Source organism: Spirosoma arcticum, from assembly GCF_054779955.1.
The window spans coordinates 114,329-132,297 of the sequence record NZ_BAAGXG010000002.1 but is presented as its reverse complement, the minus strand read 5'-3'; the positions used below and the strand labels follow the sequence as shown (position 1 = coordinate 132,297).

Here is a 17,969-nt window from a genome sequence, read left to right as displayed (position 1 = left end):
AGATTATTTGGGGAAAATTTTTGTTATTAGTATGCTTGCATACCATTTATGTACCGCTTTACTTTGCACCATAAATAGTATGCGTGCATAACAAACTCCTGACGACATGATTGCTACACAACACAAAGCTTCTATTAAAGGGGGCGAATTTCTAATTAAAGAAACCGAGGCTGCACAAGTATTTATACCCGAAGAATTCACCGAAGAGCAGCAGATGATTGCGGCCACCTGCCGTGAGTTTCTGGAACGCGAGATATGGCCCCGGTTGGACGAAATCGACGCGGCTAAGTCACCTGACCTAATGTCGTCGCTGATGGACAAAGCGGGCGAGCTGGGTTTGCTGGGCACCTCCGTTCCGGAAGAGTACGGCGGGTTCGGCACCAACTTCAACACGTCTATGCTGGTAGCGGAGGCAACCGGGGGCGGACATTCCTTCTCGGTGGCGCTGTCGGCTCACACGGGTATCGGCACCTTACCCATCGTCTACTACGGCAACAGTGACCAAAAAGCAAAATACCTGCCCAAATTAGCCTCTGGCGAGTGGAAAGCCGCCTATTGCCTGACCGAGCCGGATTCGGGTTCGGACGCTAATTCGGGCAAGACCAAAGCCGTTCTGACGGAAGATGGAAAGCATTACGTTCTGAACGGTCAGAAAATGTGGATCACGAACGGCGGCTTTGCTGACCTGTACATCGTGTTCGCCAAAGTAGATGAAAATGGGCAGACGGACAAAAACCTGTCGGCGTTCATTGTCGAGCGTTCGTACGAAGGTATCACGATGAACGAGCCGGAGCACAAAATGGGTATCAAAGGCTCCGATACGCGTCAAGTTTTCTTTAACGATACCAAAGTACCCGTTGAGAATATGCTGTCTGACCGGGGCAACGGCTTTAAAATTGCCGTTAACATCCTTAACATTGGCCGCATTAAGTTAGGGGCAGCTACCATTGGTGGATCGAAAGAAGTGATTAACCAAGCCATTCGGTACGCTAATGAGCGGAAGCAGTTCAAAACGCCCATCGCGCAGTTTGGGGCCATTAAACACAAATTAGCCGAGATGGCGCTGAAGGTATACGCATCGGAAACGGCTTCATATCGTGCGGGTCAGAACATCGACGACCTGATTGAGGACCTTAAAGAGCAGGGCATGGGTGACGCCGAAGCTAAACTCAAAGCGCTGGAGCAGTTTGCCATCGAGTGCGCTATTATGAAGGTTCACGGCTCGGAAGTACTTGATTATGTGGTCGATGAAGGCGTTCAGGTGTACGGTGGTATGGGCTACTCGGCCGATGCGCCAATGGATCGCTCCTACCGCGACGCCCGGATTAACCGGCTGTTCGAAGGCACGAATGAGATCAACCGGATGCTGGTCGTTGACATGTTGCTGAAGCGGGCCATGAAAGGCGAACTGGACCTAATGGGTCCAGCAATGGCGGTTGCCAAAGAAATCATGTCGATCCCGGACTTCAACACCGACGAAGAGGAAGGCCTGTTTGTCGCCGAGAAGAAAGTACTTCGTAACCTGAAAAAGACCGCGCTGATGGTGGCGGGTGCTGCCGTTCAGAAGTTCACGATGAATTTGTCGAGTGAGCAGGAAATCCTGATGAACATTGCCGACATGGCCATCGAAATCTACGTAGCCGAGTCAGTTCTGTTACGGGTTGAAAAACTAATCGGCATTAAAGGCGAAGCCGCCGTAGCGTTGCAACAGCAGATGGCCCTGGTCTATCTGCACGAAGCCGTTGAGAAAGTGAACAATGCGGGCCGGGCTGCCATCACCTCATTTGCCGAAGGCGACGAACTGCGAGGAATGCTGATGGGTCTGAAACGGTTCACCAAAATTGAGCCAATTAACCTTAAAAACGCCCGCCGGGAAATCGCCGACGCGATGATTGCGGAGAACAAGTATATTTTTTGATTCGAATCAACTTCATCAGCAAAAAGCCAGTCTCGCTTCGGGGCTGGCTTTTCTTTTTTAGCGCATTTCGGTGAACCGGTCGAAGCCCTGTAATTCACCGTCAGTAACGTGAACGCTTTGCACTTCAGTGCCCTCAGGACCAATTTTACACCAGGCGATGAAGTCGTCGAGGGCACCAGGTTCGCCTTCTGCCTCGACGTGAAGATCCCCATCCGGGTCTATTTTTGCATGGCCCATTAAGCCAAGTTTCTCTCCTTTTTGACGGGCTTCCTGCCGGAATAGCGTCCCACCCAACTGGCCACTTATGCGAATAATCTGGTTCTTTTTCATCGGCAACTGATTTTGTAGAGTAACCTGTCGAATCCGGAAGAGTTTTGTAAACCATACTGACATAGGGCTGTCACTGTCGTCAACGACCTTTGTTAAGGCCACTCACCAAAACCCCGACAGGCTATGACAACGCAACAAACAATCCAAGAAAACGCCCTGCTCGTGAAAGAGACTGAGCCTTTCAACGCGCTCGTCTTTTCTACCCAAACCACGCTTCAGACGATTAATGAACACAGCTATGTGCCTGAAAACTTATACCTGGAAGCTAACCGGCTCAGCCTGACGCCCACCGGCCCAGTTCAGTACGTGTATACCGGCGTCAATGGTGATGAAACAAACACATTTCAACTGGCGATTGCCTTACCCATTCAACAGCCGGGCGAACAGCCCGACGGACTCAGTTATCAACTGTTTCCCGCCTTTCACTGCGCATCGTACATACATACCAGCTCCTGGGACAGCTTTCCTGAGTTATACGACGCGTTATTTGCTCAATTCTATGGGTATGGTTATCAGAATAACGGCCGCATTCGTGAGGCTTACCTGGTTATTGATAGCGAAAATCCAGCGAACTGCGTAACTGAAATCCAAATTGGTATTGATTAAATTGCCCGCTGACGACAAACAGCATCTATAAAAAGCGTCGGGCGCACGGGTAAAGCCGCTGCGCCCGACGCTTTTTATCCTGAACGAATTACCAAAGACCTGAACGATATTTTTATGACCGACTCGTACACGCAATCGCGTCGCCGATTTTTAACCGGACTCGGCGCATCAGCCCTTGCCCTGCCGGTTTTGACCAATGCTTTTGGTGAACCCATTCCGGTTCGGTCAGAGCAGCCAGCTCGTAAATTAGGCATTGCGCTCGTTGGCTTAGGCAGCTACAGCAAGAATCAACTCGCTCCGGCCCTGCAACAAACGCAAAACTGCCGCTTAGCGGGCATTGTGACGGGTACCCCCGCCAAAGCGGAGGAGTGGATGAAAAAATACGACATCCCGAAGGCCAACGTCTATGATTATAAAACCTTCGACCGCATTGCCGATAACAAAGACATCGATGTAATCTACGTCGTGCTACCGAACTCCATGCACGAGGAGTTTGTGGTGCGGGCAGCACAAGCGGGCAAGCACGTCATTTGCGAAAAGCCGATGGCGATTACCCCCAAAGCCTGTCAGAATATGATCGACGCCTGCCAAAAGGCGGGCAAGCAACTCGCGATCGGTTACCGTCTTCATTATGAGCCGTTCACGCAGGAGGTAATGCGGTTGGGTCAGCAAAAGGTGTTTGGCCCCATTAAGTTTATGGAAAGCAGCGACGCTTTCCGCATCGGTGATCCCAACCAGTGGCGCATGAAAAAAGACATGGCCGGGGGCGGGGCGCTCATGGACGTAGGCATCTATGCTGTGCAGGGTGCCCGTTATGTAACGGGCGAAGAACCAATATCGGTGACAGCCCAGTTTTCGCCTAAAACCGAGCCACAGAAATTCAAAGATGTGGAGGAAACACTGTTCTGGCAGTTCCTGTTTCCAAGTGGGGCCGTTTGTAATTCCACCACCAGCTACACGGCGGGCGTTGAGCGGCTCTACGCATCGTGTCAGAACGGCTGGTTCGAATTATCACCCGCCTTCGGTTATGGGCCACTGAAGGGCCGCACCAGCAAAGGGCCTATCGAACAGCCGATTGTGAACCATCAGGCCGCCCACATGGATGGCGTTTGTAAGGACTTGCTCGACGGCAAAAAGCTCCCGGATCATGTCACCGGTGCCGAAGGTCTCCGCGACGTCCGGCTGTTGCAGGCCATTTATCGGGCTGCCGAAACCGGCCGGAAGATTGACCTGAAAGCGTAGGTATCACGGGCTTCAGGCCGTAAGAGTTTATGCAGTACGGGCTGAAGCCCGTGATACCTACACCGCCTGCATCAGCGCTTTTGCTTTGCGGATGTTGGCATTAGCCCGGTCGCTTTCGACCAGTCCATCGCGGAGCCGGACAATGCGGTGGGCGTATTCGGCAATGTCCTCCTCGTGGGTCACCATAATTACGGTATTGCCTTTACTGTGAATCTGGTCGAACAGGTCCATGATTTCGTAGGACGTTTTGCTGTCGAGGTTACCGGTTGGTTCATCGGCAAGTAGAATACTGGGATCGTTGACCAGCGCACGGGCAATGGCTACGCGCTGCCGCTGACCACCAGACAGTTCGTTGGGCTTGTGCCCGGCCCGATTTTCCAGCCCAACGTTTCGGAGGGAAAGCATGGCCTTTTCGGTACGGTCAGCTTTGCTGAAGCCTGCATAGATAAGCGGCAGGGCCACGTTTTCCAGCGACGACTGACGCGGCAGTAGGTTGAATGTCTGGAAAACAAACCCAATTTCTTTGTTCCGTACTTCGGCCAGCTCGTTCTCACCCATACCGCTCACATCCTGATTGTTCAGGATGTACTGGCCCGAGGTAGGCGTATCCAAACAGCCGACGATGTTCATCAACGTCGACTTACCCGATCCCGACGGTCCCATAAACGCCACGTATTCACCCTTTTGAATGGTGATCGTTACTGACTTCAGCGCTTCAATGACTTCGCTGCCCATCACGTAGCGTTTGGCAATTTCACGGGTTTCAATGATGTTCATAATCGGTTGGTTGCGCAGTAGGATGCATCAAAACTAAGCTAATCTATAAACTTTTGCCGGTCCTTTTCGATTGATGCCAATTTTTCCTGATAAGCCCCCACAAACGCCTGATAATCGGCGGGTGGAGTAACGGTTTGTAACCGCGCTAATCCCTCATCGGCGTAATCGCGCAAGTGCAAGTCCAGACAAAGCGTTACGTAAGTCTTGAGCAACTCAGCATTGTCTTCGTTGAACGGCAACGCCGTCAGCACCAGATCATACGCTCGGTTAGGTTGCTTTTGCTGTCGCAATAGTTCAGCCGCCGGGGCTACGATCCAAGCCGTTAGGGGCGACCGTTGTAACGCCTGCCGATACAGTTGCTGAGCCTTGGCTGGCTGCCGATTCTGGGCATATACCTGTCCCAACAAGAATAGTCGGTTGGCTTCGTGCTGCGGCAGGAAGAACGCCCGGCTCATTGAATCGGCAGCCGCTAATTTGTTCTTAGAAACAACAACGCGCAACGTACTCAGGTTTTCGGTCGAGCGGGCGAATGCGTTCAATTGCTTCGGATCTCCCATCTGACTCACAATCATCTGGGCATAAAATGGTTGCCGCGTCGCAAGGTATTCGTCGACAAGGCTGGCTCCGGCAACGGTTTTCAAGTTCACATCCCGAATCGTTTCCCAGTAACGTCCCCGGTTTGGGTCGTCCGGGCGATAGCTTACATAAAATGCTTTCTCCAAATCAGTTTCCGGCTTTCGCTCATCATACAACACTTGTTTCAGCGCAGCCACGGCCGGGTCTTTCTTGGCGGCCGTTTCCCACAGCGACTGTGCCAACACCGGATCATTCGCTTTGGTGAGGACAACGGCGCGGTAATAGATCGAGGTGGTATCATCATTCTGGGCGAACGTTTCGGCCGCTTTCCTGTATAGACCCTGCTCCAATAGCCACAGCCCCGTAATGGAACGGTAAGCGGAACCACTGCGCTGATCGCCTTCGGCTAACTGACTCATCAAACTAAACGCGGCCGCATGGTTGTGCCGATTGTATTCGGCTACAGCGCGAGCCAGTAGCAAGTCGTCGGTAAAATCCTGATTGACCGGATCTACTGACCGGCGTTGAAGCGTGGCATTCAAAATCGTATCTGGACGTTGATTGGCTAACGTGTAATTATATAAGCTCGCAAATCGACCAACGCTCAGTCCTTTGTTGGCTTCTCCACTCGTTAACCAGTCGGGTTGGGCAGGCGATGTGGTATCGGTTCGCGATACCAACCGAAGCGCCAGCGCATTGGCCTGGTATGATTCATAAGTCGACTCGGTCAAGTTTGTGGCGAGACTCGAATCAGCTAATAGAATCTTCGGGTTGCGGGCGTAAAAGGCCAGTAGGTTCGCCATCGGTACGTCGTCGCGCTTGGCATTGCCCGTTGCCGATTTCAGGTAATAGTAAGCCGAGTCGGCCACGCTTGTACGAGCATAGAGAAAGCCCAGGTTGTTTTGTAGTTCACCACTCGTGGGAAACGCCCGAATGCCCCGCTGTAGCGTTTTAACGGCTTCAAAAAACAGATCTGTTTGTAAATAGGTCTGGCTCAGTCCGGCGTAATCCTGCGGGCTGGGCTGTTTAAGCAAAGCTTGCTGGAAAAAGAAAGCAGCCGCCGTTTGGTTGTTCTGCGCCAGAGCCAGCGACGCCAGCGAATAGTTGGACTTATGGTTCTGGAACTCCTGCTCCAGCGCGAGCTGGTAAAATGCATTGGCGGAGTTCGGTTCGTTACTGACCACGTACAGATCACCCAAACCATTATAGTAACCGGCCGTACTCTGGCGCAATGTAATCAGCCCACCCGATGCCAGCAACACCAGCACACCAAATACACCCGCTACCCGAAACAAGCTTAACTCCAACCGTTTTGGCTTATACAGAACCCGGTAAACGGGCAGGTTTTGTTTGTAAATAGCCCGGAAATTGATTAACACGTAACCGACAAAAAATACGCCCATCGCTAAATGCGTATAGACAATGATGTCCTCGAATGCTTCGACTAAAGGATCATTCGCCGTAGCAAACGCGTAGGCCATCGTGAGCGTCGTAAGCAGGGCAAAGCCCGCGTACAGGTAAGCCCCGCCATCCCGAAACGAGACGACTGCCTGCTGTTCAGTCAGTCGCCGAAAACCCCATACACCAATCGTTACCGAAATCAGGTAGATCAGAAAAGGACTAATTGCCAGTACGTCCCAATCAATCGACCTCGTATTTTTAAGCCAGATCAGCGTCAGATTGACTAAGTACAAAAGACTGATGAACATAAAGTTAGTCAATCCCAATGTTCGGCGCGGGCTGACCTGCGGGCTGTTTCCGTCCGGCCGACCCGCTGATGTGAGCCAGACCAATCCAGCAACTATTTCGGTGGCAATGAAGAATACAAACCCGGCGCTGAACGCCAACAGTACCGGCATTCCATAGCCAACAATCGCCAAAGCTGGATACGCAACCGGCGACAGGCGGCCAAGCAGGAGCGCAATGAGTATCGTCAAACTGCCAAACGCGCCGAGCCGCACCGGTATGGAATAATCGGAGCGGAACGCATGGAAGTAATAACTCAGCGAGCCGAACAGGAATGCGAGAAGCAAAAATAGGTAGTTGCCGCTCAGGCCCGGTACTTCGAGCATTTCCCACCGAAAAAAGGCCAGTCCGAGTATGATAACGGCCATGCTGACTAAATACCGGATTCGGTCGAACCGCGTAACGGCGCTCAGTAGTAACACGAACGCCACACCAATACCAGTTAAAAAGGCCGTAGCCACGCCCGGCTGCACCTGCATAGCCGAGACCACGAACTGCTCCGAAACGGCGTACGCTTTTCCGCTCACGGCGTAATCGAGCAGGCCGTCGGTGAAGGCATGAAGCGTGATAGGGAGTTCATTTAGTTCGCTCAGTACGTCCCACCGGACCACGTTGCCGAGACCCCGCATCCAGACAATACTGAATAAAAATAAACTGACAATGAACGAGACAAAACTGACTATGTATGTAAGCCGCTCGGTGCGGCTCCACTGGTTCCAGAAAAACAAAGATGACATAAACGGAAAACGTAACAGACGACGGGTTAGTGCCTGTTTTCAAAACCTTGAAGTCTGCTATGAACTGTCCGGTTTTTGCTACCCGGCGCCCACCACAGCGTACAAGCTTCTGCCTTGTTTTAGTACAAATTCGTTACGACCTGATTTCATCGATTATACTACCTAAAAACCTCTCTGCCAAACCAATCAGGGATCGGGTACCCCAAAAATGAGTAACCCGCTTCTTGCCCTTACGCAGTTTTTGGCCTACTTTTGCAGTCCCAAACAATGGGCAATAGTTTAATAAGATACTTCACATACAAATGATTACGGCAACGGCAGTCAATACGGGTAAGATTACGCAGATAATCGGGCCGGTGGTGGACGTGAGTTTCGAGGGCGAAGGCACCCGGATTCCCGCCATCCTGGACGCCCTCAAAGTAACCAAAGCCAACGGGCAGCAGGTGATATTAGAAGTGCAGCAACACCTCGGCGAAGACCGCGTTCGGACCATTGCTATGGACTCGACCGACGGCCTGTACCGGGGCATTGATGTGGTTGACCTCGGCCACCAAATCACGATGCCAACGGGCGAAAGCATCAAAGGACGGCTGTTTAATGTCATCGGCGAAGCGATTGACGGTATTCCCCAGCCCAAAACCACGGGGGTCGGCTTGCCCATTCACCGTAGTTCCCCCCGTTTTGAGGACCTGGCTACCTCCACCGAGGTTCTTTATACCGGCATTAAAGTAATCGACCTGCTGGCTCCTTACATTAAAGGCGGTAAAATAGGCTTGTTTGGTGGTGCCGGTGTGGGCAAAACCGTACTGATTCAGGAGCTAATCAACAATATTGCCAAAGCATACGCCGGTCTGTCGGTATTTGCCGGGGTAGGTGAGCGTACCCGTGAGGGCAATGACCTGCTTCGCGAGATGATCGAAGCCGGTATTATCCGCTACGGCGATGCCTTCAAGCACTCGATGGAAGAAGGTGGCTGGGATCTGACCAAAGTCGACATGGCCGAGCTGACCGAAAGTCAGGCTACGTTCGTGTTCGGTCAGATGAACGAGCCGCCCGGTGCCCGCGCCCGCGTTGCGCTGTCGGGTCTGACCATCGCCGAGCACTTCCGCGACGGCGACGGCGAAGGAGCCGGTCGCGACATTCTATTCTTTATCGACAATATTTTCCGCTTTACGCAGGCGGGTTCCGAGGTGTCGGCTTTGCTGGGCCGGATGCCATCGGCCGTGGGTTACCAGCCGACGCTGGCTACCGAAATGGGTATTATGCAGGAGCGGATCACGTCGACCAAACGAGGGTCGATTACGTCGATTCAGGCCGTTTATGTACCTGCCGATGACTTGACCGACCCGGCCCCGGCTACGACGTTTGCTCACTTGGACGCTACCACCAACTTAAGCCGGAAGATTGCCGAGTTAGGTATCTACCCGGCCGTTGACCCGCTCGACTCAACCTCACGAATCCTGAGTGCTGAAGTCCTCGGCGATGAGCATTATAACACCGCCCAGCGCGTAAAAGAAATTCTACAGCGCTACAAAGAATTGCAGGACATTATCGCCATTCTGGGGTTGGAGGAACTCTCGGAGGACGACAAACTTGTTGTTAGCCGTGCCCGCCGGGTGCAGCGGTTCCTGTCGCAGCCGTTCTTCGTGGCCGAGCAGTTCACGGGTCTGAAAGGTGTACTGGTACCGATTGAGGATGCCATCAAAGGGTTCAACGAAATCATTGATGGCAAGTACGACCACCTGCCCGAAGCTGCTTTCAACCTCGTTGGTACCATTGAAGATGCCGTTGTGAAAGGTGAGCGGCTGCTGAAAGAAGCCGGTCAATAATTGAATGTACCAGTCGGACCATTCGTGTCTTGCCAACAAAACGTCTTGTTTTTATGAAAGCGATTCGATTGACGCAGGGAATGGTCCTGATTCCATTCGGTCTTTTAATCACGACACTATCGCTGGCGCAAGTACCAACGGTGCCTACAATTCCCGGTGGTGGTACGCCCCCAACAATGAGTTCGCCAAGTTCTGGGGCGATTAAAGACCCAGTTCAAACTCCGCCGGGAATGATGCGAGATTCGGTGTTCACGGCCGGGTCAACCGCTTCAACTGACAGTTTGCCGGACGCGCAGTTGGACAGGGCGGTTGAAGCGCTCAACAAGGGCGACAAAGCTGCGTCGGCGCAGGCGTTACAAGCGGGCATTGCCGGATTAGAAGCTGAAGTGCAGCAAAAGCCGACATCGTTCAAGAACAAACTATTGTCGCAGGTTGGCAAACTTAAGACACTCCTACCGCTAATCACAGGAGGTGGTTTGAGTGGCAATGTTCTACAGAAAGCCGTTGGTCTCACCAAATTGGCATCGGGTGCTAACCGGCTGGAAGGTCTGTTATCGGCCGGGTCGCTGATTGGCAACGCCGGTAAATTAACCAGTGGTCTGTCGGGCATTGGCAGCGCGATGTCGGTGTTGGGCGGTGGTACTCAATCGACGGGGAAGTCGCTCATTTCCACAGCGATGGCGGGCGTAGGCAGACTATCGGGCGGTGGGGCAGTGGCGAAAGCAGCCGAGCCAGCCGTAAAAAGCCAAATCGGCAGCGTACTTAATTTTGTAAAAGGAGCCTTATAAAAGATGTATGGTATAGGATATATGATGTAGCTTTTCAACTTGTCATATATCTTATATCATACATTATACATCTTTTTCGTATGACGTTAGACATTATTACTCCCGACCGTAAGGTCTATTCCGGCGAGGCCACCGCCGTTACGTTTCCGGGCAGCGAAGGGCAGTTTCAGGTGCTGAACGATCACGCGCCTTTGGTGAGCACATTGGCTCAGGGACCAATCGTTGTTCAGACGGCGGCTGGTCAGCAGACGTTTACCGTTGACGGGGGTGTGGTCGAAGTGCTTCAAAATAAGGTATTGGTTTTGGCTGAAGCAGTGATCGTGTAACGAAATTAGTTCTCATGCAGTGAGTAAAGCGGGCCGCTCAATCTGGGTGGCCCGCTTTGTTGATCGTCCGTATTCTCGCGACCATTATGACCACTAAACCGTTCATCGTTGGCATTACCGGCGGCAGTGCTTCGGGCAAAACATCATTTTTAAAAGGTGTTCTGAATGCTTTTCCCGACGACCATATTTGTTTGATCTCGCAGGATAATTATTACCGCAGCCTCGACGAGATTGCCGTGGATAATCAGGGCATCCATAACTTCGATCTGCCCGAAACAATCGACCACCATTTGTACGCCCAGCACATCGGTCAACTCCGCGTTGGTCAGGTCGTTTACCAGAAAGAATACGTTTTCAACAACCCGGACGCCGTGCCCCAGTTACTCACGTTCCGGCCCGCGCCAATCATTGTAGTCGAGGGTATTTTCGTGTTCCACTTCCGCGAACTGGCCGATCAGATGGACCTAAAAATCTTCATCGACGCCAAAAACAGTATCAAACTTGAACGACGCGTGAAGCGTGATGCCGAAGAACGCGGCTACGACCTCGACGACGTAATGTATCGCTGGAAATATCACGTTAAACCGACCTACAAGCAGTTTATCAAACCGTATCGGGCCGAAGCTGACATTGTCATTCCTAACAATGTGCATTATCAGAAAGGGCTGGACGTTGTGATTTCGTTCTTAAAAACGAAGGTTTAACAACCCGAAGAGCCGTTTTACACCCGTTCGCCCAGTATTAGTGCGCTTGATAGAGGCAGCCTTGCACCGTTGATTTGCTGTAGGGGTTCATCCAGTACAGCCGTGTTCATTACACGAAAGCGGTTTGCTTCGAGCATACGAGCCACGTCGGCTGGTTCGAAGAGATGAAAACCGTGTTGCACGAACGGGAGGTTTTCCATGATTGATTTGGGCCGAATAACGAGCAGTAACATTCCCGACGGAGCCAGTACCCGATGTAACTGGGCAAGTTCGGCGGCTGGATCTTCCCAGAAATAAATGACGTTGACGGCAAACGCTTTCGTAAACGTCCCATCCGCAAACGGCATCGTTGGGCCGTTGCGCAACACGAACCGGACCTGACTCCACCAACGCCGGGTTGTATTGTTTAGCCTCGCTCACCATCAGTTCTGAATGATCGTAGCCAGTGTAGCTGACAGACAGATGTTTACCAACGATTTCGGGCACGAAACGACCATTACCGGGACCAACTTCCAGAATCCGGTCATCCAGCTGCACGGCGAGTTGTTCAATAGCCCAGCGATTCATCAGCCCATTATTCACATTCATGCGCTCAGCCACGCCAATGCCACTCTCTCCATGTGGAGAACGCAACTGCGCGGCTATTTGCTTAAGTTCTTCATCAGTCATGATTCGGATAGGTTCATAAACCGTAAAGGTAGGGTTATGAAGAGCAGGTCGGTTATGGCGGCACAATGAGTCAGTTACCGCCTATTGTTTGAAAGCCCGAATTGAATCGAGATATTCGCCCGACAGGAGTGAGACTTGTGACATTTCGGTATTCGCCGTTGTTATCCAACAAACCGCCAGCTAAATTAACTATGAACGCATTATTGGACGAAGTGCAGCGCGTGGGTTACGTCAACCAGCCCGTTGCTGACGATATAGATTTGGTAGCCGAAATTAAGCGGCTGAAAAAAGAAAAAAACGCGGTCATCCTCGCACATTACTACGTCGATGGTGCCATTCAGGACTTAGCCGACTACATCGGCGACAGCCTGGGTTTGAGTCAGCAGGCTGCCAGTACCGAGGCCGACATGATTGTGTTTTGTGGTGTTCACTTCATGGGTGAAACGGCCAAAGTACTTTCCCCACATAAGAAAGTCGTCATTCCCGACCTGAACGCCGGCTGCTCCCTTGCTGACTCGGCCCCGGCCGACAAGTTTGCCGAATTCAAGTCGCGGTATCCCGACCACATTGTGCTATCGTACATCAACTGCTCGGCCGAAATCAAAGCCCTGTCCGACATCATCGTAACGTCGTCCAACGCGCTGAAAATCGTGGAAAGTTTGCCGAAAGATCAGAAGATTATTTTCGCGCCGGATGCTAACCTCGGTCGGTTTGTGTCGAAGAAAACCGGCCGCGACATGGTGCTTTGGGACGGGGCCTGCATTGTTCACATCGACATTTCGCTCGAAAAACTAACGGCCCTGCGCCAGCAGTATCCAGCAGCAAAATTCATTGCTCACCCGGAGTGTCAGGAGCATATTCTGATTCACGCTGACTTCGTGGGATCAACAACGGCGCTGCTCAAGTACGTAGTCGACAGCCCGGAGCAAACGTTTATTGTGGGCACGGAAGCGGGTATTTTGCACAAGATGAAGCAGGCCGCACCGCATAAGAAAATCATTCCGGCCCCGGCTACGGCCAACAACACGTGTGCCTGTTCGGAGTGTCCGTACATGAAGATGAATACGCTCGAAAAGTTGTACAATTGTATGTTGTATGAGCAGCCGGAGATCATCGTGCCGGAAGCTGTGCGGGTGAAAGCTGAAGCTTCAGTATTACGGATGTTGGAATTGTCAAAATAGAATAGAAGACATATGAACTGGCGAGATTATATTGCTTCAGACCCAACCATCATGTTCGGGAAACCCGTCATTAAGGGCACACGAATTCCGGTTGACCTGATCTTAGAGAAAATGGGCAACGGCGAAACGATACCACAATTATTAGAATCATATCCAAGAACCACGGAAGCAGCACTCCATGCCTGTTTGTTATTTGCTTCCGAAACGGTGAAAAACGAAGTGGTTTATGCCCAAGTCGGATAATCCCTCCTTCGTAGCTGATGAAAATTTTGACTTCACTGTCGTTAAGCAGTTACGAGAGAACGGTTTTTCCGTTCTTGCTATAGCTGAATCTTTTTTCAGCATAGCCGATCCACAAGTATTGCAAATTGCAGTGGACCGAAATGCCGTTTTGCTTACTGAAGACAAAGATTTTGGTGAACTCGTCCACCGACTACGTATGCCTCATTGTGGCATACTATTGATTAGACTACTAAAAATAAGTAGCCAGGAAAAATCAAAACGGGTTTGTGAAGTCATTGAAAAGCAGGGAATCGAATTGATCAATAGTTTCTCGGTACTAAGCAACGAGCAGTTGCGGATCAGACCCACCAAATAAAGACACCAATGCCCCACCAATTTGACTTTCTCGTTATCGGCTCCGGTATTGCGGGCCTGAGTTACGCCACCAAATTAGCTATGCACTTCGAGCGCCTGAACCAGCCGGTCCGGGTGGGCGTGATTACGAAAGTGCGAGCCGACGAAACAAACACCAAATACGCGCAGGGTGGCATTGCAGCCGTGTGGTCGGAAGACGATTCGTTCGCCAAACACATCGACGATACCATGATCGCGGGTGATTTCCTGAGCGACCGCCACATTGTCGAAATCGTGGTCAATGAAGGTCCCGGCCGGATTCAGGAACTCATCGACTACGGCACCCGATTCGATAAAGAACACGACAGCCCCGATTACGACCTTGCCAAAGAAGGGGGACACTCCGACTACCGGATTCTGCACTTCAAAGACATTACGGGAGCCGAAATCGAACGGGCTTTGCTCGAAAAAGCCCAGTCGCTCAAGTCCATCGAGATATTCACGCACTATTACGCCGTTGAACTCATCACGCGCCACCAACTCGGTGAAACCGTTCATCGCTACGATACCGATAACAAATGCTTCGGAGCCTACGTGCTGAACACGCAGACGGGGAAAGTCGAACGGTTCTTAGCGAAAACGACCTTGCTGGCCACAGGTGGCATTGGCAACATCTACCAGAACACAACGAATCCCAGCATCGCGACCGGCGACGGTATTGCGATGGCCTACCGTGCAAAGGGCATTGGCAAGGACATGGAGTTTATCCAGTTTCACCCAACGGCTCTCTATGAGCCAGGCAAGAAACCCAACTTCCTGATTTCGGAAGCGGTGCGCGGTTTTGGGGGTATCCTGCGGACGCGGAAAGGCGAAACGTTCATGGAGCACTACGACCCGCGCCTGTCACTGGCTCCGCGCGATATTGTAGCCCGCGCCATCGACTCCGAAATGAAAAAAGCCGGTGACCCGCACGTTTATTTAGACGTGACCCACTGCGATTATGAGAAATTTATTGAGCATTTTCCCAACATCACCGCCTACTGCCGCGACAACCTGGGACTGGATTTGCGAAAAGACTACATTCCGGTTGTTCCAGCGCAGCACTACCTGTGCGGGGGCATACGGGTCAATGAATGGGGGCAGACCAACATTCAGTTTTTGTATGCCGTTGGCGAATGCGCCTGCACGGGCCTGCACGGCGCTAATCGGTTAGCCAGCAATTCGTTGCTCGAAGCGGTCGTATTCGGTCACCGGGCTTACCAAAAAACCGTTGAACTGCTCAGCCAGGCTGTATTGCCCGGAAATATCCCCCCCTGGAACGATACCGGGACAACCCACCCTGAAGAGTTGGTTTTAGTAACCGAGATGAAAAAGGAGCTGGAGTCAATCATGTCCAACTACGTCGGCATTGTGCGCTCGAACCGCCGACTCAAGCGGGCAATGGACCGGCTCGAACTGATCTATCTGGAACACGAAGAACTCTACCGGCAGTCGAAAGTGTCGGTTCCTGTCTGCGAACTTCGTAACATGATTGAGGTGGCGTATTTAGTCATCAAAATGGCAATGGCCCGTCGGGAGAACACGGGATTGCATTTTAGTCTGGATAACATAAAGCAATCGGATTCAACACCCCTAACAGCAACACCCCATTAAACGGAAACTGATTTATTTTACTTCTGACAACTCAAGCACGACGCTGGTCCGGCGGGCATCAACGCCTGGGTTAAATCCAATAGCCATCAGGTAATTACCTGAGTACACGGCCGTATCATTGTTGACGGCTGATCGCGCACCGGGGTAAACATTCAACTCCCGAACGGCGTAGTTTTTGGCCGGGTCAAGCCCCTGCAACCGGATGGATGCTGCGCTGCCCGCCTTGTGCCGATTGCTGGTCAGATACGTGAACCAGACGGCCCGGTCCCCTGCTTCACTTACGTACATTAACGACGCTACGTCGCCTGTGTAGGGCGAAGATAGTCGGTACTGATTTCCCTGCCAGACGACGTTTTTGATTCGCTCGTAAGTTTTCAGAGCTTCCTGGCTGAATTGCAACTCTTTCTCATCCAATTTACTGACCACGATATCGTATCCTAACTTACCCATCATGGCTACGTCCGTGCGGAACTTGATGGGTTGTTTGCCCCAGTCCGTCACGTGGTCGCAGGTGGCAATTGACGGGAAGAAGTACGAATAATTCCATTGAATGAAAATCCGCTCCAATCCATCCGTATTATCGCTGGGCCAGAACTCCGTAAAATACCGCAACGCCCCATAATCAACGCGGCCCCCACCGCCCGAACAGAGCATCATGGGCAGGGTTGGGTACTTGGTACGCAGCCGCTCCACCACTTTGTATAATCCCTGCACGTACTCGACATACAAGTGTGATGGGTTCGGGTTAGTAGCCGAAAAAGCGTTGTAGATCACCGCGTTGCAGTCCCATTTGATGTAGCCCAGCGTTGGATTTTTCGTCATGACGTCATCCACGACACCGTACACAAATTCCTGCACCTTCGGGTTGGTCAAATCGAGAACCAATTGATTGCGATAGTAGTACTCCTGACGGTTCGGTAATTTCAACACCCAATCGGGATGCTTTTCGTACAGTTCACTCTTGGGGTTAACCATCTCCGGCTCCAGCCAGATACCAAATTTTATACCGGCACTCTCGGCGTCCTTCACCAAATGCCCCAGTCCGTGAGGTAACTTTTTGACGTTCTCCTGCCAGTCGCCCAGTCCGGCGCGGTCGCTGTTGCGCGGGTATTTGTTGCCGAACCAGCCGTCGTCGAGCAGGAATAAATCAACGCCTAATTTTTTGCCGTCTTTGAAAAGTGCACTGAGTTTTTCTTCGTCAAAGTCAAAATACGTTGCTTCCCAGTTGTTCAACAGCGTCAGACGGTTCCCCTCGCCCTGCGGAATACGGTACTTACGCGCCCAGCGGTGCAGACTGCGGCTGGCCGTTCCGGTGCCGGTATTCGAGTACGTGAACAGAAAGGCGGGCGTTGTAAATTCTTTCCCCGGTGCCAGTGTATAGGCTGAGGCATACGGATTGATACCCGCCGTCATGCGCAGGTTATGAAGCGGATCTACCTCGAAAGCAATCTGATAATTACCCGACCAGGCCAGCGTACCCGCCATCACCTCGCCCTGAGTCTCCTGCGCGGGTTGATTCAGCGCCACCAGAAACGACGGGGGCTGAAACAGATCGGCGCGGGTCCCCAGCTTCGTATCCAGTATCTTGATTCCCTCCGTAAGCGGTACTGCGCTGGGGTTCATTTCGTTGGCCCAGTCACCGTGGAAGTGCGTCAGGTAGTAATTCTGGGCTGGTATGTACAAGTTAGCCGATGCGTACTTGTGCAGCGTAACGTTCTTTTTTTCGGTATGCCGAATGGTCGACCACTGCTCAATAACATCTTCGTTTTGATAGGCTTTGTAATACAGCGTCACCTCAAATGGGTACTGCGGGTCTTTCAGGTAAACCGTTGTCAGCACTGCCCCCTCCCCTGCCGGTTTAGCCTCATGCCGCACATACCGGAGGTCGAGCGACGGGTTCCCATCGGCGTGGGTGACCTGAATGGCGGGTTCCAGCAGGTTGCGGCTTCCGGCGGGCGTATAGACGGAATTGTAAATGCCGGTGTAATCTTCGCCCCGTTTGCCATTGCCCGGAATCCGGGCATACTCATCCGGGCGACCGAGCCGTTGCCCAAAGTGGACGATGGTTGGATTCTGATCGCTGTCTACCCGGATGACCAATGCCGTTTTCTTAGTTTCAATGGCAATGTGCCTGTCATTCGTTTTTGGCTGAGCAACAGCCAATGATACGCTGGCAACAGTCAGCAACAATAGGATATAATTATTCATGAAACGCACCGTCAGATTGAGCGGCAAATGTATCAAGAAACAAGTAAGCTGATTACACCAGCATAAAATACCGGCGTAATCAGCTTAAACACGTTTCTAATGG

16 protein-coding genes and 1 pseudogene are annotated in these 17,969 nt (G+C 51.9%); 12 read left to right on the top strand and 5 right to left on the bottom strand.

Annotated elements, in window-relative coordinates:
• Positions 1–106: 106 nt before the first annotated feature.
• On the top strand, positions 107–1,918 hold the full coding sequence (locus tag ACYVHB_RS05020; protein WP_461050220.1) for an acyl-CoA dehydrogenase family protein: 1,812 nt from the start codon (positions 107–109) through the stop codon (positions 1,916–1,918).
• 57 nt (positions 1,919–1,975) lie between these two features.
• Here ACYVHB_RS05020 and ACYVHB_RS05015 read toward each other — a convergent pair whose 3' ends face one another.
• The gene (locus ACYVHB_RS05015; protein ID WP_461050218.1) at positions 1,976–2,248 is read right to left on the bottom strand and encodes an acylphosphatase; all 273 of its coding nucleotides are present in this window, start codon (positions 2,246–2,248) and stop codon (positions 1,976–1,978) included.
• Positions 2,249–2,371: 123 nt separating this feature from the next.
• On the opposite strand from ACYVHB_RS05015, the gene ACYVHB_RS05010 reads away from it, so the two are divergent.
• Positions 2,372–2,854: a GyrI-like domain-containing protein gene (locus ACYVHB_RS05010; protein WP_461050216.1), complete on the top strand. Its 483-nt coding sequence runs from the start codon at positions 2,372–2,374 to the stop codon at positions 2,852–2,854.
• Between the two features lie 114 nt (positions 2,855–2,968).
• On the top strand, positions 2,969–4,096 hold the full coding sequence (locus ACYVHB_RS05005) for a Gfo/Idh/MocA family protein (protein ID WP_461050214.1): 1,128 nt from the start codon (positions 2,969–2,971) through the stop codon (positions 4,094–4,096).
• Positions 4,097–4,153: 57 nt separating this feature from the next.
• Here ACYVHB_RS05005 and ACYVHB_RS05000 read toward each other — a convergent pair whose 3' ends face one another.
• Together ACYVHB_RS05000 and ACYVHB_RS04995 are read right to left on the bottom strand one after the other, a co-directional pair.
• The gene (locus ACYVHB_RS05000; protein ID WP_461050212.1) at positions 4,154–4,873 is read right to left on the bottom strand and encodes an ABC transporter ATP-binding protein; all 720 of its coding nucleotides are present in this window, start codon (positions 4,871–4,873) and stop codon (positions 4,154–4,156) included.
• 38 nt (positions 4,874–4,911) lie between these two features.
• Complete coding sequence (locus ACYVHB_RS04995) at positions 4,912–7,932, bottom strand: tetratricopeptide repeat protein (RefSeq protein ID WP_461050210.1); 3,021 nt, start codon at positions 7,930–7,932, stop codon at positions 4,912–4,914.
• A 302-nt stretch (positions 7,933–8,234) separates the two neighbouring features.
• Here ACYVHB_RS04995 and atpD point away from each other — a divergent pair, with 302 nt between their 5' ends.
• The 4 genes from atpD (at position 8,235) to udk (ending at position 11,579) form a co-directional block, all read left to right on the top strand.
• Positions 8,235–9,761, top strand: coding sequence for a F0F1 ATP synthase subunit beta (gene atpD / locus ACYVHB_RS04990; protein ID WP_461050208.1), 1,527 nt, complete (start codon positions 8,235–8,237; stop codon positions 9,759–9,761).
• A gap of 53 nt (positions 9,762–9,814) precedes the next feature.
• Positions 9,815–10,549 carry a hypothetical protein gene (locus ACYVHB_RS04985; RefSeq protein WP_461050206.1) on the top strand — a complete coding sequence of 245 codons (735 nt, stop codon included), beginning with the start codon at positions 9,815–9,817 and terminating at the stop codon, positions 10,547–10,549.
• 80 nt (positions 10,550–10,629) lie between these two features.
• Positions 10,630–10,875: an ATP synthase F1 subunit epsilon gene (gene atpC, locus ACYVHB_RS04980; protein WP_461050204.1), complete on the top strand. Its 246-nt coding sequence runs from the start codon at positions 10,630–10,632 to the stop codon at positions 10,873–10,875.
• Between the two features lie 86 nt (positions 10,876–10,961).
• Positions 10,962–11,579, top strand: a complete 618-nt coding sequence (gene udk, locus ACYVHB_RS04975; protein WP_461050202.1) for a uridine kinase — start codon at positions 10,962–10,964, stop codon at positions 11,577–11,579.
• Positions 11,580–11,596: 17 nt separating this feature from the next.
• On the opposite strand, the pseudogene ACYVHB_RS04970 reads toward udk, so the two are convergent.
• Positions 11,597–11,956, bottom strand: a pseudogene (locus ACYVHB_RS04970) (class I SAM-dependent methyltransferase); the annotation flags it as partial.
• Between the two features lie 55 nt (positions 11,957–12,011).
• Here ACYVHB_RS04970 and ACYVHB_RS04965 point away from each other — a divergent pair.
• The 5 genes from ACYVHB_RS04965 (at position 12,012) to nadB (ending at position 15,658) form a co-directional block, all read left to right on the top strand.
• Entirely contained in the window at positions 12,012–12,317 is a 306-nt protein-coding gene (locus ACYVHB_RS04965; protein ID WP_461050201.1) for a hypothetical protein, read from the top strand.
• 122 nt (positions 12,318–12,439) lie between these two features.
• A complete protein-coding gene (gene nadA / locus ACYVHB_RS04960; protein WP_461050199.1) occupies positions 12,440–13,429 on the top strand; it encodes a quinolinate synthase NadA in 990 nt (329 codons plus the stop codon).
• 12 nt (positions 13,430–13,441) lie between these two features.
• Positions 13,442–13,672, top strand: coding sequence for a DUF433 domain-containing protein (locus ACYVHB_RS04955; RefSeq protein WP_461050197.1), 231 nt, complete (start codon positions 13,442–13,444; stop codon positions 13,670–13,672).
• A complete protein-coding gene (locus tag ACYVHB_RS04950; protein WP_461050195.1) occupies positions 13,656–14,027 on the top strand; it encodes a DUF5615 family PIN-like protein in 372 nt (123 codons plus the stop codon). Before ACYVHB_RS04955 ends, ACYVHB_RS04950 begins: the two co-directional genes overlap by 17 nt.
• An 8-nt stretch (positions 14,028–14,035) precedes the next feature.
• The gene (gene nadB, locus ACYVHB_RS04945; protein WP_461050194.1) at positions 14,036–15,658 is read left to right on the top strand and encodes an L-aspartate oxidase; all 1,623 of its coding nucleotides are present in this window, start codon (positions 14,036–14,038) and stop codon (positions 15,656–15,658) included.
• Positions 15,659–15,670: 12 nt separating this feature from the next.
• Here the strand turns inward: nadB and ACYVHB_RS04940 are convergent, their stop codons facing one another.
• Positions 15,671–17,866 (bottom strand): alpha-galactosidase, encoded by a 2,196-nt coding sequence (locus ACYVHB_RS04940; RefSeq protein ID WP_461050192.1) that lies wholly within the window; start codon positions 17,864–17,866, stop codon positions 15,671–15,673.
• Positions 17,867–17,969 lie beyond the last annotated feature (103 nt).

Coding starts and splice junctions, on each gene's coding strand:
- ACYVHB_RS05015 (WP_461050218.1), bottom strand. CDS start 2,248: ATGAAAAAGAACCAGATTATTCGCATAAGTGGCCAGTTGGGTGGGACG.
- ACYVHB_RS05005 (WP_461050214.1), top strand. CDS start 2,969: ATGACCGACTCGTACACGCAATCGCGTCGCCGATTTTTAACCGGACTC.
- atpD (WP_461050208.1), top strand. CDS start 8,235: ATGATTACGGCAACGGCAGTCAATACGGGTAAGATTACGCAGATAATC.
- ACYVHB_RS04950 (WP_461050195.1), top strand. CDS start 13,656: ATGCCCAAGTCGGATAATCCCTCCTTCGTAGCTGATGAAAATTTTGAC.
- nadB (WP_461050194.1), top strand. CDS start 14,036: ATGCCCCACCAATTTGACTTTCTCGTTATCGGCTCCGGTATTGCGGGC.
- atpC (WP_461050204.1), top strand. CDS start 10,630: ATGACGTTAGACATTATTACTCCCGACCGTAAGGTCTATTCCGGCGAG.
- ACYVHB_RS05000 (WP_461050212.1), bottom strand. CDS start 4,873: ATGAACATCATTGAAACCCGTGAAATTGCCAAACGCTACGTGATGGGC.
- udk (WP_461050202.1), top strand. CDS start 10,962: ATGACCACTAAACCGTTCATCGTTGGCATTACCGGCGGCAGTGCTTCG.
- ACYVHB_RS04965 (WP_461050201.1), top strand. CDS start 12,012: ATGATCGTAGCCAGTGTAGCTGACAGACAGATGTTTACCAACGATTTC.
- ACYVHB_RS04995 (WP_461050210.1), bottom strand. CDS start 7,932: ATGTCATCTTTGTTTTTCTGGAACCAGTGGAGCCGCACCGAGCGGCTT.
- nadA (WP_461050199.1), top strand. CDS start 12,440: ATGAACGCATTATTGGACGAAGTGCAGCGCGTGGGTTACGTCAACCAG.
- ACYVHB_RS04940 (WP_461050192.1), bottom strand. CDS start 17,866: ATGAATAATTATATCCTATTGTTGCTGACTGTTGCCAGCGTATCATTG.
- ACYVHB_RS05010 (WP_461050216.1), top strand. CDS start 2,372: ATGACAACGCAACAAACAATCCAAGAAAACGCCCTGCTCGTGAAAGAG.
- ACYVHB_RS05020 (WP_461050220.1), top strand. CDS start 107: ATGATTGCTACACAACACAAAGCTTCTATTAAAGGGGGCGAATTTCTA.
- ACYVHB_RS04955 (WP_461050197.1), top strand. CDS start 13,442: ATGAACTGGCGAGATTATATTGCTTCAGACCCAACCATCATGTTCGGG.
- ACYVHB_RS04985 (WP_461050206.1), top strand. CDS start 9,815: ATGAAAGCGATTCGATTGACGCAGGGAATGGTCCTGATTCCATTCGGT.